The 26,124-nt window shown below is 67.5% G+C and carries 25 protein-coding genes; 20 read left to right on the plus strand and 5 right to left on the minus strand.

The genetic code is table 11. From position 1 onward, the window contains the following. Positions 1 to 187: 187 nt before the first annotated feature. Entirely contained in the window at positions 188 to 1,117 is a 930-nt protein-coding gene (pheA, locus tag ABD225_RS15300; protein ID WP_344087361.1) for a prephenate dehydratase, read from the minus strand. Between the two features lie 101 nt (positions 1,118 to 1,218). Between pheA and ABD225_RS15305 the strand changes: the two genes are divergently transcribed. Then, positions 1,219 to 1,830, plus strand: coding sequence for a TMEM165/GDT1 family protein (locus ABD225_RS15305; protein WP_344087364.1), 612 nt, complete (start codon positions 1,219 to 1,221; stop codon positions 1,828 to 1,830). On the opposite strand, the gene ABD225_RS15310 is transcribed toward ABD225_RS15305, so the two are convergent. Next, positions 1,736 to 3,058, minus strand: a complete 1,323-nt coding sequence (locus ABD225_RS15310; RefSeq protein WP_344087367.1) for a glycosyltransferase 87 family protein — start codon at positions 3,056 to 3,058, stop codon at positions 1,736 to 1,738. The genes ABD225_RS15305 and ABD225_RS15310 overlap by 95 nt on opposite strands. Positions 3,059 to 3,087: 29 nt before the next feature. Here ABD225_RS15310 and ABD225_RS15315 point away from each other — a divergent pair, with 29 nt between their 5' ends. Together ABD225_RS15315 and ABD225_RS15320 are read left to right on the plus strand one after the other, a co-directional pair. Beyond that, entirely contained in the window at positions 3,088 to 5,280 is a 2,193-nt protein-coding gene (locus ABD225_RS15315) for an alkaline phosphatase family protein (RefSeq protein ID WP_344087370.1), read from the plus strand. Position 5,281: 1 nt separating this feature from the next. Continuing rightward, on the plus strand, positions 5,282 to 6,241 hold the full coding sequence (locus ABD225_RS15320; RefSeq protein ID WP_344087373.1) for a DUF2207 family protein: 960 nt from the start codon (positions 5,282 to 5,284) through the stop codon (positions 6,239 to 6,241). A 7-nt stretch (positions 6,242 to 6,248) separates the two neighbouring features. On the opposite strand, the gene ABD225_RS15325 is transcribed toward ABD225_RS15320, so the two are convergent. Together ABD225_RS15325 and ABD225_RS15330 are read right to left on the minus strand one after the other, a co-directional pair. Next, complete coding sequence (locus tag ABD225_RS15325) at positions 6,249 to 7,439, minus strand: hypothetical protein (RefSeq protein ID WP_344087376.1); 1,191 nt, start codon at positions 7,437 to 7,439, stop codon at positions 6,249 to 6,251. After that, positions 7,436 to 8,131, minus strand: coding sequence for an N-acetyltransferase (locus ABD225_RS15330; protein WP_344087378.1), 696 nt, complete (start codon positions 8,129 to 8,131; stop codon positions 7,436 to 7,438). The genes ABD225_RS15325 and ABD225_RS15330 overlap by 4 nt, the downstream gene beginning before the upstream one ends. A gap of 61 nt (positions 8,132 to 8,192) precedes the next feature. On the opposite strand from ABD225_RS15330, the gene ABD225_RS15335 reads away from it, so the two are divergent. The 8 genes from ABD225_RS15335 to ABD225_RS15370 all read left to right on the plus strand — a co-directional run bounded on the left by ABD225_RS15335 (position 8,193) and on the right by ABD225_RS15370 (position 14,830). Beyond that, entirely contained in the window at positions 8,193 to 9,281 is a 1,089-nt protein-coding gene (locus ABD225_RS15335) for an App1 family protein phosphatidate phosphatase (RefSeq protein WP_344087380.1), read from the plus strand. A 3-nt stretch (positions 9,282 to 9,284) separates the two neighbouring features. Continuing rightward, on the plus strand, positions 9,285 to 10,145 hold the full coding sequence (locus ABD225_RS15340) for an Fpg/Nei family DNA glycosylase (protein ID WP_344087383.1): 861 nt from the start codon (positions 9,285 to 9,287) through the stop codon (positions 10,143 to 10,145). Between the two features lie 150 nt (positions 10,146 to 10,295). Next, positions 10,296 to 11,834 (plus strand): S10 family peptidase, encoded by a 1,539-nt coding sequence (locus tag ABD225_RS15345; RefSeq protein ID WP_344087386.1) that lies wholly within the window; start codon positions 10,296 to 10,298, stop codon positions 11,832 to 11,834. A gap of 24 nt (positions 11,835 to 11,858) precedes the next feature. Next, positions 11,859 to 12,182 carry a rhodanese-like domain-containing protein gene (locus ABD225_RS15350; RefSeq protein WP_344087388.1) on the plus strand — a complete coding sequence of 108 codons (324 nt, stop codon included), beginning with the start codon at positions 11,859 to 11,861 and terminating at the stop codon, positions 12,180 to 12,182. Positions 12,183 to 12,195: 13 nt separating this feature from the next. Beyond that, positions 12,196 to 12,717 carry a DUF3806 domain-containing protein gene (locus ABD225_RS15355; protein WP_344087391.1) on the plus strand — a complete coding sequence of 174 codons (522 nt, stop codon included), beginning with the start codon at positions 12,196 to 12,198 and terminating at the stop codon, positions 12,715 to 12,717. A gap of 16 nt (positions 12,718 to 12,733) precedes the next feature. After that, positions 12,734 to 13,111: a YidH family protein gene (locus tag ABD225_RS15360; RefSeq protein ID WP_344087394.1), complete on the plus strand. Its 378-nt coding sequence runs from the start codon at positions 12,734 to 12,736 to the stop codon at positions 13,109 to 13,111. 5 nt (positions 13,112 to 13,116) lie between these two features. Then, positions 13,117 to 13,443, plus strand: coding sequence for a DUF202 domain-containing protein (locus ABD225_RS15365; RefSeq protein WP_344087397.1), 327 nt, complete (start codon positions 13,117 to 13,119; stop codon positions 13,441 to 13,443). 88 nt (positions 13,444 to 13,531) lie between these two features. Beyond that, positions 13,532 to 14,830 (plus strand): ATP-binding protein, encoded by a 1,299-nt coding sequence (locus ABD225_RS15370; RefSeq protein WP_344087400.1) that lies wholly within the window; start codon positions 13,532 to 13,534, stop codon positions 14,828 to 14,830. Between the two features lie 34 nt (positions 14,831 to 14,864). On the opposite strand, the gene ABD225_RS15375 is transcribed toward ABD225_RS15370, so the two are convergent. Beyond that, positions 14,865 to 15,392 carry a hypothetical protein gene (locus tag ABD225_RS15375; RefSeq protein ID WP_344087403.1) on the minus strand — a complete coding sequence of 176 codons (528 nt, stop codon included), beginning with the start codon at positions 15,390 to 15,392 and terminating at the stop codon, positions 14,865 to 14,867. A 56-nt stretch (positions 15,393 to 15,448) separates the two neighbouring features. Here ABD225_RS15375 and ABD225_RS15380 point away from each other — a divergent pair, with 56 nt between their 5' ends. The 9 genes from ABD225_RS15380 (at position 15,449) to ABD225_RS15420 (ending at position 26,103) form a co-directional block, all read left to right on the plus strand. Continuing rightward, entirely contained in the window at positions 15,449 to 15,658 is a 210-nt protein-coding gene (locus ABD225_RS15380) for a hypothetical protein (protein WP_344087406.1), read from the plus strand. 48 nt (positions 15,659 to 15,706) lie between these two features. Next, positions 15,707 to 18,469, plus strand: coding sequence for a type I restriction endonuclease subunit R (locus tag ABD225_RS15385; protein ID WP_344087409.1), 2,763 nt, complete (start codon positions 15,707 to 15,709; stop codon positions 18,467 to 18,469). Between the two features lie 152 nt (positions 18,470 to 18,621). Beyond that, positions 18,622 to 19,713, plus strand: coding sequence for a restriction endonuclease subunit S domain-containing protein (locus ABD225_RS15390; protein ID WP_344087412.1), 1,092 nt, complete (start codon positions 18,622 to 18,624; stop codon positions 19,711 to 19,713). Next, a complete protein-coding gene (locus tag ABD225_RS15395; RefSeq protein WP_344087415.1) occupies positions 19,706 to 20,638 on the plus strand; it encodes a DUF5655 domain-containing protein in 933 nt (310 codons plus the stop codon). Before ABD225_RS15390 ends, ABD225_RS15395 begins: the two co-directional genes overlap by 8 nt. Positions 20,639 to 20,749: 111 nt before the next feature. Then, positions 20,750 to 21,742 (plus strand): Abi family protein, encoded by a 993-nt coding sequence (locus ABD225_RS15400; RefSeq protein WP_344087418.1) that lies wholly within the window; start codon positions 20,750 to 20,752, stop codon positions 21,740 to 21,742. After that, positions 21,739 to 23,226 carry a type I restriction-modification system subunit M gene (locus ABD225_RS15405; protein ID WP_344087421.1) on the plus strand — a complete coding sequence of 496 codons (1,488 nt, stop codon included), beginning with the start codon at positions 21,739 to 21,741 and terminating at the stop codon, positions 23,224 to 23,226. Before ABD225_RS15400 ends, ABD225_RS15405 begins: the two co-directional genes overlap by 4 nt. Positions 23,227 to 23,395: 169 nt before the next feature. Beyond that, positions 23,396 to 23,602 carry a hypothetical protein gene (locus tag ABD225_RS15410; RefSeq protein WP_344087423.1) on the plus strand — a complete coding sequence of 69 codons (207 nt, stop codon included), beginning with the start codon at positions 23,396 to 23,398 and terminating at the stop codon, positions 23,600 to 23,602. A 198-nt stretch (positions 23,603 to 23,800) separates the two neighbouring features. Beyond that, complete coding sequence (locus ABD225_RS15415; RefSeq protein WP_344087426.1) at positions 23,801 to 24,697, plus strand: hypothetical protein; 897 nt, start codon at positions 23,801 to 23,803, stop codon at positions 24,695 to 24,697. Further along, positions 24,679 to 26,103: a hypothetical protein gene (locus tag ABD225_RS15420; protein WP_344087430.1), complete on the plus strand. Its 1,425-nt coding sequence runs from the start codon at positions 24,679 to 24,681 to the stop codon at positions 26,101 to 26,103. The genes ABD225_RS15415 and ABD225_RS15420 overlap by 19 nt, the downstream gene beginning before the upstream one ends. Positions 26,104 to 26,124 lie beyond the last annotated feature (21 nt).

Below are 26,124 nucleotides of genomic sequence, written 5' to 3' on the forward strand. Positions count from 1 at the left end.
ATGTTCCGCATGGCGTAACCCGCGCCGCCCCCGTCCACCGTGGCGGACGCAGGTGCGCGGACCAGGCTCGCAGCGGCGGCTATCACCCGGCCTACCGCCTGGTATTGGTCGCGATCACGACCAATACCAGGCGGTAGGCCGGTGGTTAGCTCGGTGGTGCCGCTGCAGGTGATAGACGAGGGGCGGGTCAGTCCACGAGGTCGCGGAGGGCGCCGAGCCAGCGGTCGGCGGCACGGAAGTCGTCATCGGAGTTGTAGGGCGCGACCTCGGCGCGCGCCTGATCGGCCCGGGCATAGCTGCCGAGGAAGACCACATCGGCGCACACCCGCTTCAGTCCGGTCAGCGCCTCCCCGACGCGCTCGTCCAGGACGTGGCCCTCGATGTCGACGGAGAAGCAGTAGTCACCCATCGAGTGCTTGGTCGGACGCGACTCCAGGCGCGTCATATTGATCCCGCGCGTCGCGAACTGCTCCAACAACCTCAGCAGGCCACCCGCCATATCGGTGCGCTGGAAGAGCACGAGCGTGGTCTTGTCGGCCCCCGTGGGCGCGGGGATGTGATGGGGCCGGGCGACGAGCACGAAGCGGGTGACGGCGCGTTTGATGTCGCCGATGTCCTCGGCGAGCACCTGCAGCCCGGCTTGCTCGGCGGCGACTGGCGCACAGACCGCGGCGTCGTGGCGTCCCTCGCCGCCGGGCGCGAGGTCGGTGGCGGCCGAGGCCGTCGACAGTGTCGGGACATAGGTCGCGTCCGGCAGGTTCGCGGTCATCCAGCCGCGGACCTGGGCCCAGGCATGCGAGTGGGTGCCAATGGTGGCGATGTCCGCGAGCGTCATACCCGGGCGGGCGGCGAGCACGAAGCGGATCTTGACCAGCCGCTCGCCCACGACGATCAGCGGGCTGCCGCTCGCGAGGGCGTCAAGGGTCGCGGTGACGCCGCCCTCGACGGAGTTCTCGATCGGGACCATCGCCGCCTCGACCTCCCCGGCGCGCACCGCGGCGAGGGTCGCATCGACGGAGGCGAAGGGGACATGCTCGGCTCCGCGGGCGGCCGGCCAGTCGAGCAGCGCCATCTCGGTGAAGGTGCCCGACGGGCCGAAGTAGCCGAAGCGTGTCACGGGGGCAGCGTAGGCCGCTCGGGCACCTGACTCTCGGTCGGTCCGGTGTGCGGATGAGCAGCGAGGGGCTTCTCGGCAGGCGCGTAACCTCATACCTCGCCATGACTTTCAGCCTCGTCACCGCCGCCATCGTCTTTGGCTTGATCTTCCCGGTCGAACTGCCGGACAAGACCTTCATCGCCACGCTGGTGCTCGCGACCCGCTACCGCCCGCTGATGGTGTGGATCGGGGTCACGGCCGCCTTCGCCGTCCAGACCCTGGTCGCCGTCACCCTCGGTGGGCTGGTCGCGCAACTGCCGCACCGCCCGGTGCAGGCCGTCGCGGCGGCGATGTTCCTGCTGGGGGCCGTTCTGCTTTTCCGCGGGTCGGGACAGGCGGATGCGGAGGAGGCCGAGGTTGAGGAGGAGTTCGAGGCCAAGGTCGCCGGCCCGGCGACCGGCTTCCGGGCCATCGGCGCGAGCTTCCTTGTGCTCTTCCTCGCCGAGTGGGGCGATCTGTCGCAGTTGCTGACCGCCTCGCTGGCGGCGCGCTATCAGGACCCGCTGTCGGTGGGCGTCGGCGCCTTCCTGGCGCTGGCGACGATCTCGGCGCTCGGCGCTGCGCTCGGGCGCCAGTTGCTCAAGCGGATGCGCCTGGCGACGATCCGGCGGGTCGGCGCGAGCGTATGCCTGCTCCTCGCGCTCCTGACGCTGGTGGAGTTGGTCCGGGGCTGAGGGCGCCCGGCCGGCCCGGAGCTGAGCGCCTGAGCGCCCAGTGCATGAGCCAGAGGGCGAGCAGGGCGCCGGCCAGATCGGCATTCTGCAGGATCCGGCCGATCACCTCTGGGGGCCAGTCGTTAGCGATCCACGAGATCCCCCACCACGGCAGTCGGCAGGTGAACCACACCCAGATGAGCGCGGCGGCGAAGGCGCGGCGGCGGTCCCGCCAGGGCTGGGCGCCGAGAATGGCGAGCACGACGACGACCATCCAGTGGAAGTGATGAATCCACGCGACGGGTGAGAGCAGGCAGGCCATGAGACCGACGGCGGCGACCTCGGTGATGGAGTCCCCGGCGAGATAGGCGCGGCGCGCGAGGGCGAAGCCGAAGGCGCCGACCGCGAGGACACAGACCAGCCAGATGGCGCTGCCCGCGACCCCGTCCGGTCCGAGCCGCATCAGGACGCCGCGGATCGACTGGTTGGAGGTCCCCATATTCGGGCCCAGCCGGGCCGGGTCCTGCAGGGCGCCACCCCAGAACGCGAGGGAGGCCGAGGGCAGCAGGATGGCGGCGGCGATCCACGTGCCCGCCGCCGTAGCCACCGCGGCGGCCGCCTCGCGATAGCGCTTGGTGACGAGGTAGTGGATGAGGAAAACGCCGGGCGTCAGCTTGATCGCCATCGCCAGCCCGACCAGCACCCCAGGGGCGATCGAGCGCAGCAGCCGCGGCCGCGGGCGGCGCAGGTCCATCAGGCAGGCCAGCACGATGAAGGCGTTGACCTGGCCGAAGCGAATACCGTCGCCGACCGGATGCAGCCAAAACATCGGCGCCGCGAGCGCCCCGAGGATCAGCGGGCGGGCCGCCCCGCCGGGGCCGGTGTGGATGAGCCGGTATGCGGCATACCAAACGATCCCGGTGGTCGCGGCGATTTGGGCGACCGTCCAGAGCCACCCGACCACCCCGAATGGGAGCAGGGCCAGCGGAATCGCGAGGATCGCCGCGAACGGCGGATAGGTGAAGGGCAGCAGTTGCGGCGCCTCGGTCATCGCGTCATAGATCGGCCGCCCGATGAGGATGGAGACGCCTGCCTCGCGATAGACCTCGACATCGACCTGCCACTGGTCCTTGGGCCAGAAGATGAGGAAGCGCAGGACCGGGATGCTCGCTGCCGCGAGAATCAGCGCCGTCGCGAGCACCCAGTGCCACGCCGGGGCGCGGTGGTGTGAGGTCGCAGGGTTCGGCACCGGCCAATTGTCGCCCGTAGCCTTGGGCGGTGACGATTCCGCCCCGGCCGCGCCGCGCCGCCCTCTGGTGCCGGCTGCTCGCGTGGCTCGGATTGGCCGTGGTCATGGGTATGCCGACCGCTCCCGCCCCCGCCGCCGCCTCCGATCCCGTGGCCGATCGGCTGATCGTCGTCGGGACCGGCGGCTTCACCTGGGCGCAGGTCTCGCAGGAGGCAACGCCGGCCTTGTGGGAGCTGCTGGCCGCGGGCAGTTCCACGACCAATAGCGTGCGATCGGTCAATCCCAACACCTGCCCGGTCGATGGCTGGCTGAGCCTGTCCGCCGGGCAGCGCGCGGCGGCGCCCAGTGCCGACGGCGCGGCGCTTCGTCCCACGAGCGCACCCTGCCCCGCCATTCCGCAGCCCACGGACAATGGCGCGATCACGGTGCCGGAGTGGGCGACCTATGTCGCGGCGGCGCACTCCCTGCGCTTCGATGCCGAACCGGGGCTGCTGGGAACGCAACTCGACACGGCGGGGGTTTCCAGGGCGGCCATCGGGCCCGGTGCCGCGATCGCCGCGGCCGACACGCAGGGGCGAGTCCCGGCATACGCCGTCGTGGACTGGACGAGCGCGAGTCAGTTCGAGATGCGCAAGGCGATGGGCGAGGCCCGGGTCGTCTTCGTCGACGTGGGGTCGGTGCGCGATCCCGCCGACCTGGCCGCCGGGGAGGCGCGGCCGGAGGCGGATGTCGCGGCGCAACTCGCGGAGATTTCTCGTCGCGTCGGCCTTGTCGAGCGAGCCCGGGCCAGCGACGAGACGCTGATCCTGGCGGGCCTGTCGGACGCCGGCGTCGGCTCGCGGCTGCGGCCGATCGTGGTGCGCGGCCCGGACTATGGCCCCGGCGAGCTCTATTCGCCCTCGACGCGGCAGCCCGGGCTCGCGCAGAGTCAGGACCTCACCGTGACGATCCTGCGGCTGGTCGAGGCCCAGGTGCCCGCGGGAATGGGCGGCGCCCTGCTCGCCCCGCGCAATCCCGGAAGCACCTCCGCGGAAGCGGTCGCGCAGCGGCAGGTGCATCTCAATGACGTCGACGATGCGTCGCACGAGATCCACCCGCTCGTGCCGATCTTTTTCTATGGCCTGATCCTCGCCCAATTGCTCATCTATCTGCTCACCTGGCGGGTGTGGGCGCGCGAGCGCGGCTCGGTGGCGCAGCGGCTGCGGCTGGTCTCGATCGTGCGCGTGGTCGGCGTCGTTGCCGCCAGCGTGCCGGCGGCGACCTTCCTGGCCAACCTGATCCCGTGGTGGCGCTCGGCGCACCCGCTGCCGGCGATTGTCGGATCGGTCGCCCTGTTCGTGGCGCTCATCGCTGGTGCCGCCCTGCTGCCGCCGTGGGGGCGCACGCTCATGGGGCCAGTCGCGGTCGTCGGCGGGGCGACGATGCTCGTGCTCGCCGTCGATGTGATGACCGGATCGCGGCTGCAGCAGTCCTCGCTGATGGGCCTGCAGCCGGTGGTCGGCGGCCGCTTCTATGGCATGGGCAATGTGACCTTCTCAATCTTCGCGACGGCATCGTTGATGCTGGCAATTGCCTTGGCGCACTGCGCGAATCGCCGCTGGGGGCGCGGCGCGGCGCTTGCTGCTGTGCTGGTCATTGGTCTCGCGACGGTCGTCATCGACGGCAGCCCCGCGTGGGGGGCCGACGGGGGTGGGCCCCCGGCATACCTCCCGGGCCTGGCCTTCTTTGTGCTCGCCCTGCTGGGCATCCGTATGACGGTGCGCCGGGCCGCCGTCATCGCGGCGGTGACCGCCGGGCTCTTCCTGCTGGTGGGTTTCCTCGATTCGCTGCGGCCCGCGCAGGATCAGAGCCACCTCGGCCGATTCTTCGACACCATCGGCAGCGGCGGTGCGCTGGACATCATCATCCGCAAGGCCCAGCAAAACTGGGGCATCCTCATCAGCAGCCCGCTGACGGTGCTCGTGCCGTTCGGGCTCTTTTTCGTCATCTTTGTCCTCTTGCGCCCGACCTCGTGGGGGTCGCGGTCACTGCACCGATCCTTCGAGCGGGTGCCCTATCTGCGGCCGGGCCTGATCGCGTGGCTGGTCGTCATGACGATCGGCTTCTTCATCAACGATTCCGGTGTCGCTATCCCCGCGGTGGGGGCGACCGTCGCCATTCCGCTCATCGTCGCGATCAGCTCGCGCACGCTGGTGGAAGAGGCCGCACACGGGGCGAACTGAGTTGGTCATCCAGACTGCCGACAAGCCGTGGGGAGAGGTTCTGCGCAGCCCCGAAGTCCTCGACTTCTTGCCCTGGGCCTTGCTCATCGCGGCGGGCTGCGCGGTGGCCGCTGCGCTGCTGCTCATCCCGCTCATCACGCACGCCCGGTTGGCCGGACGGGACGATCAGTCGTTGGTGACCCCGCGCAATCTGCTTCCGTTGCAAGACGATCCGAGCGCGCGGGTCAGCGACCGGGTGCGCGATGCCGTCGTCCAGTTCGATCTGCCCGCCGATCTGCGGCCCGAGCAGATGGCGGTTCTCTTGCACGACGGCAGTCCCGAGCGCGCCATCGCGGCGGGCCTGCTCGACCTGGAGTCGCAGGGCTTCGTGCGTATCGACACGGACGGTCGCGCGAGTGCGGTACAGGCCGAAGGGCGGGTTCCGGAGAGTGAGTTTCAGCGCCGGCTGTTGCGGATTGTTCAGGGCCGCAACACGCGCTTCGAATGGCGGGACTGGGCGCTTAGTGCGCTCTATGCCGATGCGACACAACAGGGTTGGTTCACGGGGCGCCCCGACTATACGAGTTATGGGCCCCGCCTGTATGCCGCGACGACCTTCACGCTCGGCGCGATCTGCGCCGCTTTCTCCACCCGCCTGCTCATCGCCGGCTATTGGACGTTCAGTCTGGCTCTGTATGCCGTGGCCGGACTCTTCGTCATTCTCGGCTTCGCCTTCCGCTACTCGGCACGGCGCCGCCCGAACCGGACCCAGACCGGCCGGGCACTGGCCGAGCAACTCGCGGGTTTCGCTCGAGCTGTGGGCGCGACACGCGAGTTGCGGCATACCCAGGCGGGGCGCGATGGCGCTGGCGCGCAAAGAGATTCGAACTGGCCGGCCGTCCTGGTCGCCCTCGGAGTGGACGACCGGCCACTGAAGGGGTTTGTGCGGTCGATCCCCACGGAGGCGCCGACGCCCCGCTGACGTGCGGTCAGTCCGGGGCTGCGGCGGGGTCGGCAGCCCGGAGCAGGCCCTCTGCGGCGAGCGTGGCGATCGTTTGACGGACCAGGTCTGCGGCCTGTGGATGCGATCCGTGCTGGGCGATGACCTCGTCCAACAATTGGGCAGGAGTTTGCGGGCTCTCGCAGAGCGTCCAGACCGTGGCGCCCAACCCCAGGAGTTTGGTCGGCTGGTGCGCGTTGAGCACGAAGATGCTCTCGGTCTCGATGTCCCGCAAGGCATCTCGCCAGGGTGCCCGCTCCAGGGGGCCGTCAAAGTCCGCGTTCGGGGGGGTCCACGCCGGGGACGGCGACCACGGCCCGGTGCGGCGATCCGCACTGGGGGCGATGCGCTCCCAGTCCCGCGGCCGGTGGTCGCCGGGTGCGACACCGCGCAGCAGTTCAAGGATCATCCCGATGGCGTCGGTGATCTCGACATATCGCAGCCGGAAGGTGCCGGCGCCAGCGGTGAGGACATTCGCCAGGGTCGGCAGGGGCTCGTCGTGCACGGGCACCGAGGAGGACTGCGGAATAACTTCGCTGAGAGCGGTGAGCAGATCGACGGGCGTCAGGTCGAGGGGACCTGGGGCATCACTGCGCCACAACAAAATGGTTGCAGCGACCCACGGCTCGACGGTCGACGGCGGCAAGAGGCCGACCTCATCCGGGGCCATCTCGACCTTCGGTTCGCCGGGCCTGGGGATGACTGACAGCGGCTTGGGATGCGGTATGACGATCCCGTCGGCATCGATCGCGGCGGTCTCGTCACTGAGATAGCCGAGATGGCGACCCAACTCTTTAGCGGCGGTTGTCTTGCCGGTTCCCGATTCGGCGACGAGCAGCACCGTGGCTCCGGTCTCGGGGAGGGCGAGCGCCGCGGAATGCAACAGGGTCACGCGCCCCGCCTGCGCGGTCAGGCTGCGGACGGTCATCAGGCCGGAGAAGGTATAGCTCGCCGTCTCGATGTTGCGGCCGATCACCAGCGGATCGGAGAGCCCATCGGTGAGGTCAGGGTAGGTGACCGTCAATTCGCGGGGGAAGTCCGGCGGCTCGTGGGGATCGGGTTCCCAGCCGGATGTGCGTCCCCACAGAACGCGCAGCCGGTCCGCGTCCGCCTCCGTCACGCGACTGACATCGACGCGCCAACGGCAGCCCATCGTCTTGATGAGAAGCGGCTCGGTCACAGGGTTCTCTCGTCGGGGAGTGGCGCGGTGTGCACGATGATTTGCACGGACCCGATTATGACGAACCCGGCCCCAAGCGCCGACCGCAAGGAGCGGGCGTTCCCCGGCGCGACGCCGGCCAGGAGCAGTTGACCCTCGGAGAGCGAGTCAAGGGCATCGCCGAAAAGCGTTGAGCCCCTTCCGGGTTCGGCGGCTTCGACGCCAAGCTCCGGCAGCCCGGCCACGCCACGCGAGAGGGTGACGAGGTCGCTTCGGTGCGTGTCGGCATACCCCAGGACCCGCACGTGCGAGCGGCTGCGCCTCGCGGCGGCGGCGCGCGGGGAGTCGCGCAGGTCGGGTCGGTCCACGAGACGGCCAACGCGGCCGCGGCCCTGTCCTGCGAGCAGGACATCGAGGCAGTCGATGACCGCGCCGGGGCCGGCGATATCGAGCACGGCCTGCGGCAAGGTGGCGCCGCCGAAGCCGTCGGCGCCCGCTCGCGTCAGCGCGTCGAGGTCGAGGGACCGGTCGGTGCACAGGTATGCCCGGCCGGTCAGCGCGACGATCCCGCTCACCCCGGCGCGCCAGGCGGGCAGGTGTACAACGGCCCCGTCGGCGGGCGGCCAGCCGCCGGCGATCGCGTCCCGCAGGATGGGGGCGAGTGGGTGGTCGCCACCCGGGGGCTGGGTGGGCGGCGGGAGCTGGGCCGGCACGGGGTTACCCTCTCAGACCGCACGAGGCCGACCGGAAGCCGCCCCGTTACGCTTGTCGACCATGGCCCAGCCCCACGCCGCAGCGATCCTGGAGGACCGCTGGAATCGCGCGAAGGGCGAGCGGCTGCGCACGCGCGGCTGGCAGGGCGAGGTCGTCACCTTCACCGGCTATGGCTCCACATCGCAAGCGCGGGTCCTCGCGCGAGTGCTGCTGACCCGGCATCCGGAGCACGCAGCGGCCGACGCGGCCGCGAGCGATATCGAGTTGTATCGCGCGATGCATGTGCGCCGCGGCTGGCGCTCCTTCCTCTCGACGCCGGGCACCGACCTGCCGGTGACGATCACCCTCGGCGACCGAACGGTCAACACCCGCACCGACCGGGCCGGGATCATCGATGTCACGATCACGGGGCACGGCCTGGACGCCGGGTGGCAGACCGCGCGGATCGCCACGTCCGGGCGCGAGGAGGTCGAGGCGGCGGTGCGGATCGTCGCGGACGATGTCACTTTCGGCATCGTCAGCGATATCGACGACACCGTGATCAAGACGATGCTCCCGCGGCCAATGATCGCCGCCTGGAACACCTTTGTCCGGCATGAGGGGACCCGCAATGCGGTGCCCGGCATGGCGACGACGTATCGAGAGTTGTTGCGGGACAACACCGGAGCGCCGATCGTCTATCTGTCGACGGGTGCGTGGAATACCGTCCCGCAGCTCACGCGCTTCCTGCGCGATAAGGGCTATCCCGCGGGACCGCTGTTGATGACTGACTGGGGACCGACGAACACCGGGTGGTTCCGCAGCGGGCAGGATCATAAGCGGGCGGCGCTGCATCGGCTCGCGCGCGAGCTGCCGTCGATCGAATGGGTGCTCGTCGGCGACGACGGACAACACGACCCGGCCATCTATGGCGAGTTCGCCGAGCAGCGCCCGGAGAAGGTGCGCGCGATCGCCATCCGCCGGCTGTCCGCGACAGAGCAACTCCTGTCGCACTTCACGCCCTTGGCGCAAGATGACGTCGGCGCCGGCCGGCGCAAGCTGTCGTCGGTGCCGATCTGCCGGGCGAGCGATGGCTATGGCCTGCTGCGGTTGTTGCGCGTGGCGCTGGGGCAACTGCCCGTGCCGAATGATGTCGTCGTGGAGGACTGAGGTATGCCGGAGCTCCCCGAAGTGCAAGCGCTCGCCGACTTTTTGCGCTCTCGCGCAACGGGATTGGCGGTGGTCGGCGTTGAGCTCGGATCCTTCACGGTCTTGAAGACCTTCAATCCGCCGCCGGATGCGCTGATCGGTGCACCCGTTGACGGGGTGTCACGGTTCGGCAAGTTCATCGATATCGACTGCGGCGGAACGCATTTCATCTTCCACCTCGCGCGGGCCGGTTGGCTGCGCTGGTCGGATGCCTTGCCCAGCACTGTGATTCGGCCCGGCAAGTCGCCGATCGCGGTGCGCGTGCGGCTCGACGACGGGTCCGGTTTCGACCTGACGGAGGCCGGCACCAAGAAGCGGTTGGCGGCCTATGTCGTCGGCGATCCTTCCCAGGTTCCCGGGATTGCTTCACTCGGCCCGGACCCCTTGGCCGACGACTTTTCGGAGGCCGACTTCGCGGCGATCCTCGGGGCGCGCCGGGCGCAGATCAAGGGCGTGCTGCGCGATCAAGGCATCATCGCCGGCATTGGAAATGCCTACTCCGACGAGATCCTGCATGTCGCGAAGATGTCGCCTTTCGCCATCGCGGCCTCGCTGGACGAGGACGCGGTGAGCCGGTTGTATGCCGCGATGCGCTCAACTCTCGCCGCGGCCGTGGCGACGGCATCCGGCAAACCGGCCGCCGAGTTGAAGGACGCCAAGCGGGCGGGCATGCGCGTGCACGGCCGCACCGCCGAGGTCTGCCCCGAATGTGGCGATGTGGTTCGTGAGGTGTCCTTCGCCGATTCCTCCCTGCAGTACTGCGCGACCTGCCAGACCGGCGGCAAGCCACTCGCCGACCGGCGCACCTCCAAGTTCCTGAAGTAGCCGTCCGGGACGAGGCCTGTCCAAAGTGATGATCTCGCGCTGAGGTCGTCAGTTTGGGCCCAGGTCGTCAGGTTGATGTGACGATCTCGGCCGAACCTGACGACCTCGCGAACCCGACACGCAACCGACCGACCGACATAGGGTCGCGGGATGACTTCCCCGGAAACGCCCGCGCCGGTCACACCGGCCACGCCCGGCACGGTGACGGCCACCCACACCGCCACCACCCGCACGAGCACCGCCGCCCCGGCACCGAGCGATGCGACGGTGACCACCCGCCATACCCTCCGAACCGCATCGGGCGAGCTGCCCTATACGGCCACCACCGGCCGGATCGTGCTGCGCGAAGAGGTCTATGACGATGGCGTCTTCCAGGGGACGCGGGCCAAGGCGGAGGTCTTCCTCACGGCATACACCGCCGACGATGCGGACCCCACGACACGGCCCGTCGCGTTCGTCTTCAATGGCGGGCCGGGCAGCGCGAGCCTGTGGCTGCACCTCGGCCTGCTCGGGCCGCGCCGGGTGCTCGCGGGGGATACCGGAGAACCGGCGGCGCCGCCCTACGCGCTCGTGGACAACGCCGAGAGCCTGCTCGCGCACACCGACTTGGTCTTCATCGATCCGATGTCGACGGGTTACACGCGGGCCGCCGAGGGGCAGAAGCCCGGCGACTATCACGGCTATGCCGGCGACATCAGCGCCATCGGCGAGCTCATCCGACTCTGGACCTCTCGCCAATCCCGCTGGCTGTCACCGAAGTTCGTCATCGGAGAGTCGTACGGCACGCTGCGTGGAGCCGCCCTGGCCGAGCACTTGCAGGGCCCGCTGGGCATGTATCTCAACGGCCTGGTCCTCATCTCGAGCGTCCTGGATCTGTCCTCGATCGACTTCGAAAATCAGCGCAACGACCGCGCGCACGCGCTCTATCTGCCCTTCTATGCCGCGACCGCGCACCGGCACGGCAAGCACCCCGGCCGCTCCCGGGACGATGTGGTCGCCGAAGCTCAGGAGTATGCGGACCGCGACTACCCATGGGTCCTGTCCCGGGGGTCTCGACTCACCGCCGCGGAGCGCGCCGATGCGGTGGCGACGCTGGCTCGTCTGACCGGGCTGAGCGAGGAGTATGTCGACCGGGCCGATCTGCGGATCGAACACTGGCGCTATTTCGGCGAGCTGCTGCGCGCCGAGCGTCGCACGGTGGGGCGCCTGGACTCGCGCTTCACCGGCCCGGCCGCGTCGGCCATCGCCGAAGAGATGGACGCGGATCCGTCCTTCGATGCGATCGACGGCGGCTACACCGCGGCGATCAATCACTATCTGCGCGCCGAGCTGGGCTATGAGAACGACCTGCCCTACGAGCGGATCGCCGAGCGCGTGCACCCGTGGTCGTATGCCGATTTCGAGGGCCGCCCGATCGACGTCTCGCCGCTGCTGGAGCGGGCGATGCGGCGCAATCCGCACCTGCTAGTGCACGTTGCCTTCGGGGTGTATGACGGGGCCACCCCGCCCGCCGCCGCGGAGCAGGTGCTCGCCCTGCTGCGGTTGCCGGATGAGCTGCGCGGCAATATCGAAAAGGCCTACTACAACGCCGGACACATGATGTACGTCCACGAGGAGTCGCGGGTGCGCCAGAGCGCGGACCTGGCGGACTTCATACGTCGGGCCAGCCGCCAGGCGCCGCCAGCGTGAGCGCCCCCGGGCACAATGGGCCCCATGAACGAACTGCCCTCCGTGTCCGTCACCGACCTCGCCGATGATGCGGTGCTGCTTGATGTCCGTGAGGACGACGAGTGGGCGGCCGGCCGGGCACCCGGGGCGGTGCATATCGTGATGAACGAGATCCCGGTGCGATTGGGCGACTTGCCGGATCTCGAGCCGGTGGCCGTGATCTGTCGCTCCGGCGGGCGGTCCGGGCAGGTCGTGCAGTGGCTGAACGCCCAGGGCATCGACGCGATCAATGTCGACGGGGGTATGCGGGCTTGGTTCGCCGCGGGCAAGCCGCTCGCCGGAGACGACGACGCCCCGCGCGTCATGTGACTACGCTCGACGCATGGGCCTGTTCTCGCGACGCAAGGACGACACCCCCGAGGCCGCGGAGGCGACACCCTCCCGCTATCCCGCGGCGGACGAATCCTCGATCGATGACGCTGGCATGGGACCGCTGCGGCCCCGGGACCGGCGGCTACGGGACGAGGAGGAGGCGCGGGTCGCTAGCGGGCTGGCTGCGCTGCAGGCCGAGTCGATCGACGTGGACGATCTGGACGCGCTCGGTGCTGCCTTCGACGCGGAACTGACCGCGTGGCGCGATGTCTCGCGTCGCAAGCGTCCGGACCACGACGGCATCGTCGAGATGTTTGCCATCGGGGTCGGCGAGCACCTGACGCGCACGACGGATCTGCGCTGGCGCGTGGTGACCGATGTCTTCGGCACCGATCTCGCCGTGACCGATCAGAAGGAGGGCGATTTCGTCGTCGTCCCCCAGAATCTGGTCGCCGCGCGGTGGATGCGCGGCGAGACCGGCTGGCTGCCCGGCGTGGTCCGCCACATCATCACGGTTCGCGAATCCGTCTGATCCGCAAGGCTTTTCGGTGGACGTGGAGCGCGGGGGCCGGTTCGAGCGCCGGGTGCTCGGGCCGGGACGCGAGCCCGATCCGCGCTATAGCCTCGCCAACGAACGCACCTTTCTTGCCTGGATCCGCACGGCTCTCACTCTGCTCGGTGGCGGTGTCGCGATCGAAGCCTTCGCCGGTAACGCCCTCGGCGTCGTGGAGCGCCGCGTGCTCTCCCTCGGGCTGGTGTGTCTGGGTATGGTGCTCGCCGGCGTCTCCTGTTATCGGTGGGTGAGCCTGGAGCGGGCGATGCGTCAGGGCCGGCCGTTGCCACTCAATCCGGTGGCCCTCGCGCTCGCGGCAGGGGTGACGATTGCGGCCGGTGCCCTGGCGATCTCGATCGTCGCGCGGGGGTGATCGGCGTGACCGACGCGCATCCGGTGTGGTCCGGTGACACCGGCCTGGCCCGCGAGCGCTCCGATCTCTCCTGGGGTCGAACCTTGCTGTCGGTTATGACCGTCACCGCGCTCTTCTTGCGCTGGTTGCCGGAGTATGGCGGTGGCGTCCTCCTCCCGGTCGTCTTCGGCATCCTCGCGGGTCTGGGCCTGGTCCGGCTGCGCCATGGGCGGCGCGCGGAGGTTTTCGCGGGGCATGGCGATGCCGTCGTCGAAGTCTTTGGCTTGACAGCGCTCGTGCTCCTCGTCGGCTTGGCGGGCTTGGTGCTGATCACGATCGGCGTGCCGGGCTGAGGTGCTTCGCGGGGCGGCTGCGAGGACACGAACGGCGGGTGGGCGGCGAATCTGCCGAGAAGGTTAGACACTGACATACAGTCCAATCGTGGACCCGATCAGGAACCCGTATGCGCCCGGTGCCGGTCAGCGCCCGCCCGAGTTGGCCGGCCGTGATGAGCAGCTTTCCCAGTTCGATGTCGTGCTGCAACGCGTGGCGAAGGGGCGCCCCGAGCGCTCGCTGATCCTCACCGGTTTGCGGGGCGTCGGAAAGACCGTGCTGCTCAACGCTCTTCGCGGCCAGGCAGTCCGAGCGGGTTGGGGCACAGGGAAGTTCGAGGCGCGCCCTGACCAGACGCTCCGGCGCCCGATCGCCGCCGCGGCGCATGTCGCGGTGCGAGAGCTCGGGCATACGCAGCTCGACCAGGTGGACCACGTGCTGGGGGTGGTGAAGTCGTTCGCGCAGCGCGAGACCGCCGCGAATGCGAAGCTGCGCGACCGCTGGAATCCCGGCATCGACGCCCCCGCCATCGCCGGCCGGGCCGACTCGGGCGACATCGAGATCGACTTGGTGGAACTGCTGACCGATATCGGCGGGCTTGCCGCCGACCTGGGGCGCGGGATCGCCATCTTCATCGACGAGATGCAAGACCTCGGGCCCGAGGACATCTCCGCGCTCTGCGCGGCGTGCCACGAGATCTCCCAATCTTCACTGCCGGTGATCGTGGTCGGCGCGGGTCTGCCGCACCTCCCGGCGGTGCTTTCTGCGTCAAAGTCCTACTCCGAGAGGCTGTTTCGGTATGCCCGCATCGACCGCCTCGAGCGCGACGCTGCGGACGCAGCGCTTGCTGTGCCGGCCGAGGAGGAGGACGCGGACTTCGAGGTCGATGCCCTGGCCGAGATGTATGCCGTGACCGGCGGCTATCCGTACTTCATCCAGGCCTATGGCAAGGAGGTCTGGGATCTGGCACCCGGCACGCCGATCACACGCGAGGACGTGCTTGTCGCCGTCCCGCGCGCGGAGGCGGAACTCGCCGTTGGATTCTTCGGCAGCCGGTATGAACGCGCCACCCCCGCCGAGCGCGACTATCTTCGCGCGATGGCCGAGGTGGCGCTGGTCGACGCGGAGGGGAACCCCCTCGGCGGCGCCAGCCGCATCGAGGGCGGGGCCGCCACGGAGGAGACCGACGAATCTGGCTCGGGGACAACGGCATACAACTCCTCCCTGGTCATCGAACTCGACTCGGTGCCCACCTCCGAGGTCGCCAAGTGGCTCGGCAAGCAACCCCAATCCCTCTCCCCCGCCCGCGACGCCCTGTTGAAGAAAGGCCTGATCTACTCCACCGAACGCGGCCGCATCGCCTTCACCGTCCCCCACTTCGGCCGCTACCTCCGCGACCACCCCTGACCCGGGGTGTGTCAACGGCGAGCGATTTTGAGATTTACTCGGAAGTATGAGACGGCGTGAGACGGATCGCCGCTTCAGCGGTGGATTCTGAGACGTCAGCCGCGGAGTTTGAGACGGCCGCTTCGGTCACATCCCCATCTGGCGGTTGATCGCGGTCGCTCCGATCTCGACTGCGAGATCTCGGCCGGCGTTGCCCAGGTATGCAGCCGTCTTGCGCAGCCAGCCCTTCCGCTCGGGTCTGGCTCGCGCTCTGCTGCCCATCGAGGGCGCTGACGAGTCGATCTGCGATCGTCTCAGCTGTCGGCCAGGCACCGACCGCGCGACGCGCGTGGCCGGTTGGAGCGCCGATCATGACGACGTGGCCCGAGGAGTACCTCTGCATCTTCATGACGTAGGGCGGCTGCTCAGAGTCGAGCGCTCTGAGCGCCGACTGGACAACCTCGGCGGCGAGTCCGGTCTTCGCCTCGATTTGGTTGGGGCTCACGATCTGACCCGTCTCTTCATAGAGCTCAACGATCGCCCGTAGTACGGGCAGGTCACGCACAGTCCACGTCTGATCCATGGACCTATTGACTCAGACGCCACCGACAACGCCGGCGACTGCGGCAGGCTGGTCTCATGCCAGGTGGTGATGCTTTCGACGAGCGGGATGTTCGCCACGAGTTGGCAGCAGCTATCGATGACCTACGCTCACTGCTCCGGGCCTTCGATGAAGTCGAGCCAGCTGCGATGGTCGAGCGCTTCTACATCCACGCCATCAACGAGCTCGACCTCGCTGGCCGAACGGTTGTTGATGCCCTCGATCGCGGCTTGGGCGGTGCGCGGTAGTCGCCGTCTCGGGACGCCCGCGCTGCTCGACCCTTAGGGTTGCGATCAGTGAATACCGGTAATGGTGACCCCAAGTTGGCGGCCGAGCAGCGCGCGCGTGTGCTCATCGACCGTCAGCTTGCTGATGCAGGCTGGTCGGTGCAGGACAAGAAGGACCTGAACCTGTTCGCCAACGATGGCGTGGCCTGCCGTGAGGCGGTCATGAAGACAGGGCACGGCCGGGCCGACTACCTCCTCTACGTCGACAAGAAGGTCGTCGGGGTCATCGAGGCCAAGCCCGAGGGCACCACGCTCTCGGGCGTCGAGTGGCAGTCGGCGATGTACGCCAACGGCCTCCCTGCCGACGCACAGCTGCGATCGATCACCGTCGACGGACGCCTGCCGTTCGTGTTCGAGGCCAGCGGGTCGGAGACCCACTTCACGAATGGCTACGACCCCAGCCCTCGCGCCCGGCGGATCTTCAACTTCCCCAAGCCCGCAACCCTGGCGAAGCTCGTCCGGGATGCCGAGGCTGATCCGGACACCCCGACCTGGCGTGCCAAGGTGCGTCACCTCCCAACACTGGACGAGGCGCCGCTTCGGCCTGCTCAGATCACCGCGATCAAGGGCATCGAGCAGAGCCTGGCCGACCAGCAGTTCGACCGTTCGCTGGTGCAGATGGCCACCGGAGCGGGCAAGACATTCACGGCAGCGACCACCGCCTACCGACTCCTCAGGCACGGCGGCTTCCGGCGCATCCTCTTCCTCGTCGACCGCAACAATCTCGCCGAGCAGACGATCGCCGAGTTCCAGAACTACCGCACCCCCGGCGACGGGCGCCGCTTCACCGAGATCTACAACGTCGACAAGCTCACCAGCGCCGGCATGCTCGGCTCCTCCGACGTCGTGGTCTCCACAATCCAGCGCGTCCACTCAGTCCTGCGCGGCAACGACGTCACCGAGGGCGACGACCCGGGCCTCGATGACTACGTCCCCGACGCACCCGTCACCGTCAGCTACTCCACGGACCTCCCGCCCGAAGCCTTCGACCTCGTCATCGTGGACGAAGCCCACCGCTCCATCTACGGCGTCTGGCGCGGCGTCCTCGAGTACTTCGACGCCCACGTCATCGGCCTGACCGCCACCCCCGGCAAGCAGACGTTCGCGTTCTTCCGGCAGAACCTCGTCTCCGAATACACCTACCCCCAGTCCGTTGCCGACCGGGTCAACGTCGACTTTGACCTCTATCGGATCCGCACTGAGATTAGCGACCGTGGCTCCACGATCGACGCCGGCACCATCGTGCCCAAGATCGACCGCCGCACCCGCAAGCAGCGACTTGAGGCGATCGAGGAGGACTTGGAGTACACGGAACGGCAGCTCGACCGCGCGGTCACGGCCAAGTCACAGATCCGCCTCGTCCTGGAGACCTTCCGAGACAAGCTCTTCACCGAGATCTTCCCCGGCCGCTCCACGGTCCCCAAAACCCTGATCTTTGCCAAGGACGACGCGCACGCCGAGGAGATCGTCACCACCGTCCGCGAGGTCTTCGGCAAGGGCAACGATTTCGCCGCCAAGATCACGTATGCCGCGAAGGACCCCAAGGGACACCTCCAGGCCTTCCGCACGTCCCCGACGCTTCGGGTCGCCGTGACTGTCGACATGATCGCCACCGGCACCGATGTCAAGCCGCTCGAATGCGTGCTCTTCATGCGCGACGTCCGCTCGGCTCAGTACTTCGAGCAGATGAAGGGCCGAGGGGCGCGCACCATCGCGCCTGCCGACTTCCAGTCCGTCACCCCCGACGCGACCGCAAAGACCCGCTTCGTCATCGTCGACGCTGTCGGCGTCACCGAGCACGAGTTCGTCGACCCGCCGTTGAACCGCGACAAGGCCGTCCCGCTCAAGAAGCTCCTCGACAAGGCAGCGAATCTGACCATCACCGAGGACGAGACCGCCACCCTCGGCTCACGCCTGGCCAAGTTGGAACTCGAGCTGACACCGGAGGAACGCACCGAACTCGACGAGGTGGCCGGCGGCTCCGTTCGTGACATTGTGCGCCTCCTCGTCGATGCCGTTGATCCGGACACCCAGGCCAAGGCCATCGAAGGGGCCACTGACCCTAACCAAGCGCGGCGCGACCTACTCGAGCGCGCCGTCACGCCGCTCGCGTCCAACCCCGATTTGCGGACCCGCATCCTCGAGCTGCGCGCCACCCACGACCGCATCGTCGATGAGGTTAGCGTCGACGTCCTCCTCGACGCCCACGGGGTCGTCGACCCCAACCGGGCCAAGTCGGTCGTCGAGTCCTGGGCTGAGTATCTGACCGAGCACCGCGACGAGATCACCGCGATCCAGGTCATCACCGAGGCCAAGGTTCACCGAATCGCCTTCGCGGATATCCAAGAGCTCGCCGACCGCATCTCCCGGCCGCCGCACAACTGGACTCCCGACATCATCTGGGCCGCATACGAAGCGGTCGACATCGGCAAGGTCAAGCACAGCGACCGCCACACTCTGACCGACCTGGTGTCACTGCTGCGTTATACGGTCGGCCTCGACAACGAGCTCGTCCCCTACGCCGCGAAGGTCCAGGAGCGGTATGCCGCGTGGCTGGCTCAACAGGCGCAGGCGGGCTCTGACTTCTCCCCTCTCGAAAGGTGGTGGCTCGACCGAATGGTCGACGTGATCGCCTCAAGCGCCGGCATCACCGCAGAGGACCTCGACCGCGCACCCTTCACCGACAGAGGCGGCGTCGATGGTGCCCTCCGCGACCTCGGCGACCGCGCCGGTGACTTGCTCGATGCACTGAATGCGGAGCTGACCGCGTGACTTGGGCTTCCCTCGAAGAGGTCGGGCGTGCAGGGCTCTTCTCAGATGGGGACTGGGTGGAGTCCAAGAATCAGGACCCGCAAGGAACTGTTAGGTTGACCCAGCTCGCGGATGTCGGGGTGGGAATGTTCCGCGATCGATCGGATCGATGGATGCGCGAGGACCAGGCTTCCCGCCTGAACTGCACGTTCCTTGAACCAGGCGATGTCCTCATCGCGCGGATGCCCGATCCCATTGGCCGCTCCTGCGTCGTGCCACCCACCATCGGCAGGGCTGTAACGGCCGTTGACGTCGCCATCCTGCGTGCGGACACGAGCTCCTTCGAGCCGGCCTACGTGGCGTGGATGATCAATGCGCCGCAGTTCCATATGCGAGTTGAGGCCTTGCAGAGCGGTACAACACGCAAGCGCATCTCGCGCAGGAACCTCTCGACCCTGTCCATACCGCGCGTGTCTCTGTCTGAGCAGCGGCGGATCGTCGAGATCCTCGAAGAACACCTCTCCCACCTCGACGCCGCCCACCACGGGCTGCGCCAGGCCAGCCAACGGGCGGAGAACCTCCACGAGTCAGCCATCCGATCACTCATCCCCGACGACTGCCCATCCCGACCCCTGCCCGGCTTCCTTGAGACACCACTCACGAACGGTCGATCGGTACGTTCACGAGACGGGGGTTTCCCCGTGTTACGGCTCACGGCCCTGAAGGGCGCTGGTGTCGATCTGTCTGAGCGCAAGGCGGGTGACTGGTCGCGCGCTGAGGCCTCCCGGTTCCTCGTGCAGCGCGGCGACTATCTCATCGCCCGAGGTAGCGGGAGCTTGCGGCTGGTGGGCAGGGGGTCGCTGGTACGCGCCCAGCCCGACGAGGTGGCTTTCCCTGACACTGCGATTCGCGCCAGGCCGAGGGCGGAAACGATGCTCCCGGAGTTCCTCGACATGGTGTGGAACTCGAGGCGGACCCGCTTGCAGATTGAAGGGGTCGCCCGAACCAGCGCTGGCATCTACAAGGTCAACCAGTCGCAACTCGAGGGAATCGAGCTCCCTCTGATACCGCTCGAGGACCAACAACGGTTCGTCGCCAGCATCGGGGCTATCGACGACCATCGCCGCCGACTCATCGCGGCCATTTCCTTGGCCGAAAGGCGACACACGTCACTGAGGAGAGCCGTCTTGGCGGCGGCGTTTGAGGGGAAGCTCACCGGGCGGCACACGGACGCCGAAATGATCGAGGAGTTGACCGATGTCTGACCTCAAGCTGTTCCGCATCACCGACGGCGTGGCCACGGAGTTGCAGGGCGCCTCGGTGGCCTTGGAGCGCTCCCTCCAGAAGCTGATCGAAGCCAACATGGACACGCTGTTCGGTGTGCGGCTCCTGGCGACGGAGTACTCCACGGGCACCCGCCATGGCGGCCGGATGGACTCGCTCGGGATCGACGAGAACGGCAGCCCGGTGATCTTCGAGTACAAGCGGGCGATCAACGAGAGCGTCATCAACCAGGGCCTGTTCTACCTTGACTGGCTCATGGACCACCGTGGCGACTTCAAGGTGCTCGTGCTCGAGCGTTTAGGTACCGAGGTGGCATCAGGGATCGACTGGCGCAACCCGCGACTGATCTGCGTGGCCAACGGGTTCACCAGGTACGACGAGCACGCGGTGAACCAGATGGACCGCAGCATCGACCTTGTCCGCTACCGCGACTTCGCTGGTGAGCTGCTCGCTCTCGAACTGGTCCACTCCTCGCGGGTGGATGCCCAGACCTCGACCGGCGCGCCTGACGTGACGCCACCGGTGACCGAGTCGCCAACCCCCGCGACGTACAAGACTGTCAGTGAGTACCTCGATCAATCGCCGACCGAGCTGAAGGACCTCTACGGCGAGCTCGACGACTACGTGCGGGCGTTGGGCGACGACGTGACGCAGAAGACCCTGAAGTACTACATCGCCTACCGGCGCCTGAAGAACTTCCTGTGCGTTGAGATCTTGCCGCAGCGGCGCGAGCTCGCCCTGTATCTGAAGGTGAACCCGGACACCGTGGATCTCGTGGAGGGCTTCAGCCGCGACGTGCGCCAGATCGGCCACTTCGGCACCGGTGATCTCGAGGTTCGAGTCAACGGCCCGGAGACGCTCGCTCAAGCGCTGCCGCTCGTCCAGCGCTCCTACGAGGAGGGCTGACTGTGACGAACGAACCGATCACAGTTCCCGCGCGGAGTCGCCGCTGGGGTGTACGTTTGGGACACCAAATCCCCCGAGCCTCTCAACGATGCGCAACTGGGGGATTTTCTCTTGCCTGAACGCCAACGGAGTCGGGCGCGAGGCGTTGAGCGCTACCTCAAGCCCGCCCTCTCGCAGAGCGACCTCCTGGATCGCTGGCAGCAACGAGGGCTGATCCTTGACGATCGGGATCGTGCCGCCCGGTATCTGAGGCACATCGGCTACTACCGGATGTCCGCATACGTACGCAGTTTTGAGGCCGACGAGAGGGACATCCTGCGCGCCGGTACAACCTTCGATGAGGTGCTAGGCCTCTACATCTTCGATCGCAAGCTACGCCTGATCGTCCTCGACGCACTGGAACGGGTCGAAGTCGCAGTGCGGGCTGCCCTGGGGGACCAGATGGCCCTCGTGCATGGACCGCACTGGTACGAGAACAGCGCCCACTTCGCCCGCCCAGGCACCCATACGCGGCTGCTCGAGGACGTCGACCGGATGGTCACAGATCAGATTCAGCGGCCTCGCGAGCAGTTGGTCGGCCAGGACTCGTTCGTATCTGCCCTCGAGCACTACGTCACGCGCTACGGCGAGCCGGCACGGCCCCCGACCTGGATCGTCATGGAGGAGCTGAGCTTCGGAAGCATGCGAAACGTCTATGCCTCCCTCGCAAACACCACGGCCCAGAACGACATTGCGAGGACGCTGGGTCTCAGGGCCCCGGTCTTGGCCTCGTGGCTGCTGACCTACCAGCGGGTGCGTAACATCTGCGCCCATCACGGTCGTCTGTGGAACAGGGGACTCGGCGTCTACCCTGCCATTCCCAAGTCGCGCGCGATCCGGTGGATCGACGACGGCGACCTGTTCATCCGTGACGAGTGGCGACGCCAGCGGTTGTATCCCGTGCTCGTCTCGCTCCAAACCATGCTGCACACCATTGCGCCAGGCTCGTCGTGGGCTTGGCGTCTCGACGACCTGTTTCACGAACATCCCGCTGTCCCGCTCTCGGGAATGGGCATACCCCGCGGATGGATCGACGACCCGTTTTGGCCGAGGAGGCACCCGTGAGCGATTCCCGACGGTTGGTGGACAAGCTGTGGTCGTACTGCGATGTGCTGCGCGACGACGGGGTCGGCGTCATCGAGTACACCGAACAGCTGACCTATCTGCTCTTTCTCAAGATGGCGCACGAGCGCGCCACCCGGAAGCTGAAGCCGCAGCAGATCGTGCCCGAGGAGTACTCGTGGCAGCGACTCCTCGACGCACAAGGTGATCAGCTCGAGTTCGAGTACACCCGCATCCTCAACGGACTGGCCCGCCAGCCCGGCGTGATCGGCACGATCTTTCGTAAGGCGCAGAACCGCATTCAGGACCCGGCCAAGCTCAAGCGCCTTGTCGTTGACCTCATCGACAAAGAGAACTGGTCTCAGTCCGGCACGGACATCAAGGGTGACGCCTACGAGGAGTTGCTCAGCAAGGGCGCCTCTGACAAGGGATCTGGCGCGGGCCAGTACTTCACGCCGCGCGCCCTCATCCAGGCGATCGTCGACGTCACCCAGCCCACCGTCGAAGACACTGTCGTCGACCCCGCCTGCGGCACGGCCGGCTTTCTCCTGGTGGCCAACGAGTATGCCGAGCAGGGCGCCGAGTCGATGACGCCGACGCAACGGGCCAAGCTGCAGGAAGGCTTCGTCAACGGCTACGAACTCGTCGACGGCACCGCTCGCTTGGCGGCTATGAACCTCCTGCTGCACGGGATCGGCACGGCCGACGGCGACTCGCTCATCGAGGTCCGCGACTCGCTCACCGCCGACCCGGGCAAGCGATGGTCCGTCGTGCTGTCGAACCCGCCGTTCGGGAAGAAGTCGTCGCTGACGATGATCGGCGCCGACGGCCGAGAGGTCCGAGAGGACCGCGAGATCGAGCGCCAGGACTTCGTCGCCACGACGAGCAACAAGCAACTCAACTTCGTCCAGCACATCATGACCATCCTCGACACCAACGGCCGCGCGGCAGTCGTGCTGCCCGACAACGTCCTCTTCGAGGGCGGCGCGGGCGAGACCATCCGCCGCAAGTTGCTCACCGACTTCGACCTGCACACCATGCTGCGGCTGCCCACCGGCATTTTCTACGCCCAAGGCGTCAAGGCCAACGTGCTCTTCTTCGACAAGAAGGTCGCCCGGCCCGGTCAGCCGTGGACCGAGAAGCTGTGGGTCTACGACCTGCGCACCAACAAGCACTTCACCCTCAAGCAGAACCCACTCCGGCGAGCCGACCTCGACGACTTCGTTGCTGCATACGAGCCGGGACGGCGCGACCGGCGCGACGAGAGCGAGCGCTGGAAGCCCTTCACCTACGACGAGATCACGGCGCGAGACAAGGCCAACCTCGACATCACTTGGCTGCGTGACGAGTCCCTCGAGGACCTCGACAACTTGCCGTCACCGGATGTCCTGGCGCGCGAGATCGTCGAGGACCTCACTGCTGCGCTTGAAGAGTTCGAAGCAGTCGCGACCGCGTTGGAGGAGCAGTTTGCCCGACCGGTCGAGTAGGCCCTTCCCAACCGCTCCACATACCGGTATGTTCACAAACCGGTAAGCCACAACGGGATCTTCCATAGATCGAACGTGGCCCGGACGGACCTGACCACCCCGGCCGGCAAGCAACGGGCTATCACCCTCTGGCCCCAGCTTCGTTGAAGTTGGAGTGCCGGAGGAAGACATGGTCGCCAAGCAACCCATCAAGGCCCGACGTGGGCGTCCCCGGCTTCGCGCCATCTCCACTGACTGCCCAGTCCGTGTCGAGTTGCGGCTCACCCCCGAACTGGCACGACGCCTCTTCGCCGCCGCCGACGACACAGGACGCACGGTGAGTGCAGTCGGCGAAGCCGCCCTTCAGGAGGTCCTCCTCAAGGAGCAGGCCATGTGACGCGACCCGGGCACTTCTGGGAGCCCGTCATCCCCCAGACACGACGAAAGCCGGGCGGCAACCCGGCTTCGACGCGAAACGCGGCAGGACCGCGCTCAAGTTCATTCAACCCGAAACCCCCTGGGGCTCGCTGCTGCCATTGTGGCGACCCGACGTGCCCGCGTCAACGGTGAGCCTCTTGACGAGAGGAAACCCTTCATGCGTAAACGCCACTCGGCGGTCCCTCACAGACTCGGCCGACGGACCAACTTCATCCCCTCACTCGAAGGACATCCCGCGAAGTGGGCAGAGGTCGTCGACGTCGCTGGCGACGCCGCCGAGCGGGCGAAGGTCGCCTCAGCCGCCTCGGCGACACTCCTGACGATCGACACCAACTGCCTGCCCATGGTCGCGACCGCCGACGTCAACTCCTTGACGTCGATGGTGCCGGACCAGCTGCTGCCGGTCCGCCGGCCCGCCTCTCACAAGGGAATGAAGAACTACATCTCTAGGGTGGTCGTCCCGACCGAGGCCCACGAGTGCCGGGCGGTTTGGTGCGAGAGCTTCAACGAACTCACCCATCTCCGCGACCTGCTGATCACTCGACCACCGACCCAAGTGGCTACACAGCCCTTTCGGCTGGAGTGGATCATGACGACTGGAGTCCGGGGACACGTCCCCGACTTCCTCCTCCGCGACGCTGACGGGCGTGCGCTCTTGGTCGACGTGACCACGCGGACCAAGCTCGACGATCCAAGATTGCAGGCAGTCCTCCAGCTCACGGCGACGACCGCTGAGGCCCTGGGGTGGGAGTACCAGGTGCGGACCGAGCTCCCCGCCCAGCGGGTGCGGAACATCAACTTCCTCCATGCCGGACGCAATGACACCTATCAGGACCGGGTCGGCGCGTCACGGCTCTTGCGCCAAACACCAGGCTCGATCGACGTCCAGCGTGCAAGCGACCTGCTTGGCGGAGGGCCACAAGGCTTCGTCCGCCTGTGGGATCTCATCGACCACGGCCACGTGCACGTCAACCTCGACTCCGTGATGGAGCTGGACAGCACCGTCGCATTCCAGGCAACGGGAGGGGGTGCGCCGTGGCTGCACACCATGTGACCGCTGCTCATCGCCGTCGGCCCATCGGTGCTGGACACCCGGTCGACGAGCAGCCAGACGCGGGCAAGGTCATCGGGATCACCCGCGATGAGGACGGCAGGGTCGTTGTCGTCGTTGACCATGGTGACCACCGAACGCGAGTGACGTGGATGGCGCTGGTCAAGGCGTCACTGACCTGCAAGCCTGCACCACCCGTGGATGTCCTCGAGCAGCATCCAGCACCCATGCTGGCGGAACTGGGCGAAGAAGAGCGCGCGGCCGTCTCGAAGCGCTACCGCGACCTGGTGCAGATCGAGACGGGATCCCTGCGAGGGAACCCGGAGGCCGACCGCCGTGCTGGAATCCTCAACCCGGCCTACGACCCGAAGTCCACCACCTCAGCAGAGCGCCTGATCACGAAGAGCCTCGAGCTAAGAGCCCTCGGTGAGGTGGGCGCCTCCCGAGCCTCGCTCTACCGCCAAGTTGGTCGCATCGGCGAGGGGCCCGACTTCCTGATCCACGGCAACCGCCGGACTCTGACCCAGCGGCTTGATGAGTTCGATCCGGCCGTCGTTGAGATCGTCCGCGAGGAAGTCGCGGCCGAGAGTCAAAGGCCACGAAAGAGCCAGCGCAAGCTGCTTGTCCGGATCAGAAGCAGGCTCGATCGGGCCGCCGTGGCGGACGAGGTCACGCGCCATCAGTTGGGCGTCCTGGTCGGGGAGGTCTCTCGCGGGCGCGGCCTTCACCACGTGGCGAAGACTCGTCGTTCTGAGTCCAGCCGGCCTCTCGCCGTCTACGGGGCTCAACGCGTCAGTCGCCCCGGTGAACTGGTTCAGGTCGATGCCACCCCCACGACGGTGGCCATCCTTGGTCCCCAAGGCGTGTTGGTGCCAGCGGTCATCCTCAGTGCGATCGACGTCTACACACGCTGGTTCGTCGCGCTTCGCGTCTGCGTCGGCGCAGCCACATCACGTGACGTGTGCGCGTTGATCGCGCAAATGGGCCGCCCGACGGTGACCAGAGCCGGCTATCCCTACGAACTGGTGATGTGGCACGGCATACCGAGGCTCGTCGCGCTCAACGATGACCCGGAGGGTGAGAAGACCACCATCCAGAAGGTCATCGGCCGCAAGCCCGCGATCCATTCCAGCACCCTGGTGTTCGACCACGGCACGGAGAATGCCAGCGACCACACCTTGGGGTTCGCGGCCGAGTGCGGCATCGACGTTGTCTTCTGTCCGCCGCGACAAGGGCACGCCAAAGGCGTCGTCGAAGCCATCCACAGAGTCATCGCCGATGTCGAGAGCACCCTGCCGATCCACAAGGGCCAGAACGTCCTGAACCGGCCGAACGACCTTGAGCTCGCCGTGCCCATTAAGCGAGCAATTGTCAAGAGTTGTGGATGGGTGTGTCATGACGCGAGTTGATCTCCTCCTTCGTGGTGGTCG

Source organism: Nostocoides veronense, from assembly GCF_039531185.1.
In the GTDB taxonomy this organism is placed as follows: Bacteria; Actinomycetota; Actinomycetes; order Actinomycetales; family Dermatophilaceae; genus Nostocoides_A; species Nostocoides_A veronense.

Bases quoted from the DNA above. Each gene is read 5' to 3' on its own strand.
- ABD225_RS15305 (WP_344087364.1), top strand. From the start codon at position 1,219: ATGACTTTCAGCCTCGTCACCGCCGCCATCGTCTTTGGCTTGATCTTC.
- ABD225_RS15335 (WP_344087380.1), top strand. From the start codon at position 8,193: ATGGCCCAGCCCCACGCCGCAGCGATCCTGGAGGACCGCTGGAATCGC.
- ABD225_RS15340 (WP_344087383.1), top strand. From the start codon at position 9,285: ATGCCGGAGCTCCCCGAAGTGCAAGCGCTCGCCGACTTTTTGCGCTCT.
- ABD225_RS15345 (WP_344087386.1), top strand. From the start codon at position 10,296: ATGACTTCCCCGGAAACGCCCGCGCCGGTCACACCGGCCACGCCCGGC.
- ABD225_RS15350 (WP_344087388.1), top strand. From the start codon at position 11,859: ATGAACGAACTGCCCTCCGTGTCCGTCACCGACCTCGCCGATGATGCG.
- ABD225_RS15355 (WP_344087391.1), top strand. From the start codon at position 12,196: ATGGGCCTGTTCTCGCGACGCAAGGACGACACCCCCGAGGCCGCGGAG.
- ABD225_RS15375 (WP_344087403.1), bottom strand. From the start codon at position 15,392: ATGGATCAGACGTGGACTGTGCGTGACCTGCCCGTACTACGGGCGATC.
- ABD225_RS15380 (WP_344087406.1), top strand. From the start codon at position 15,449: ATGCCAGGTGGTGATGCTTTCGACGAGCGGGATGTTCGCCACGAGTTG.
- ABD225_RS15390 (WP_344087412.1), top strand. From the start codon at position 18,622: ATGCGCGAGGACCAGGCTTCCCGCCTGAACTGCACGTTCCTTGAACCA.
- ABD225_RS15395 (WP_344087415.1), top strand. From the start codon at position 19,706: ATGTCTGACCTCAAGCTGTTCCGCATCACCGACGGCGTGGCCACGGAG.
- ABD225_RS15410 (WP_344087423.1), top strand. From the start codon at position 23,396: ATGGTCGCCAAGCAACCCATCAAGGCCCGACGTGGGCGTCCCCGGCTT.
- ABD225_RS15415 (WP_344087426.1), top strand. From the start codon at position 23,801: ATGCGTAAACGCCACTCGGCGGTCCCTCACAGACTCGGCCGACGGACC.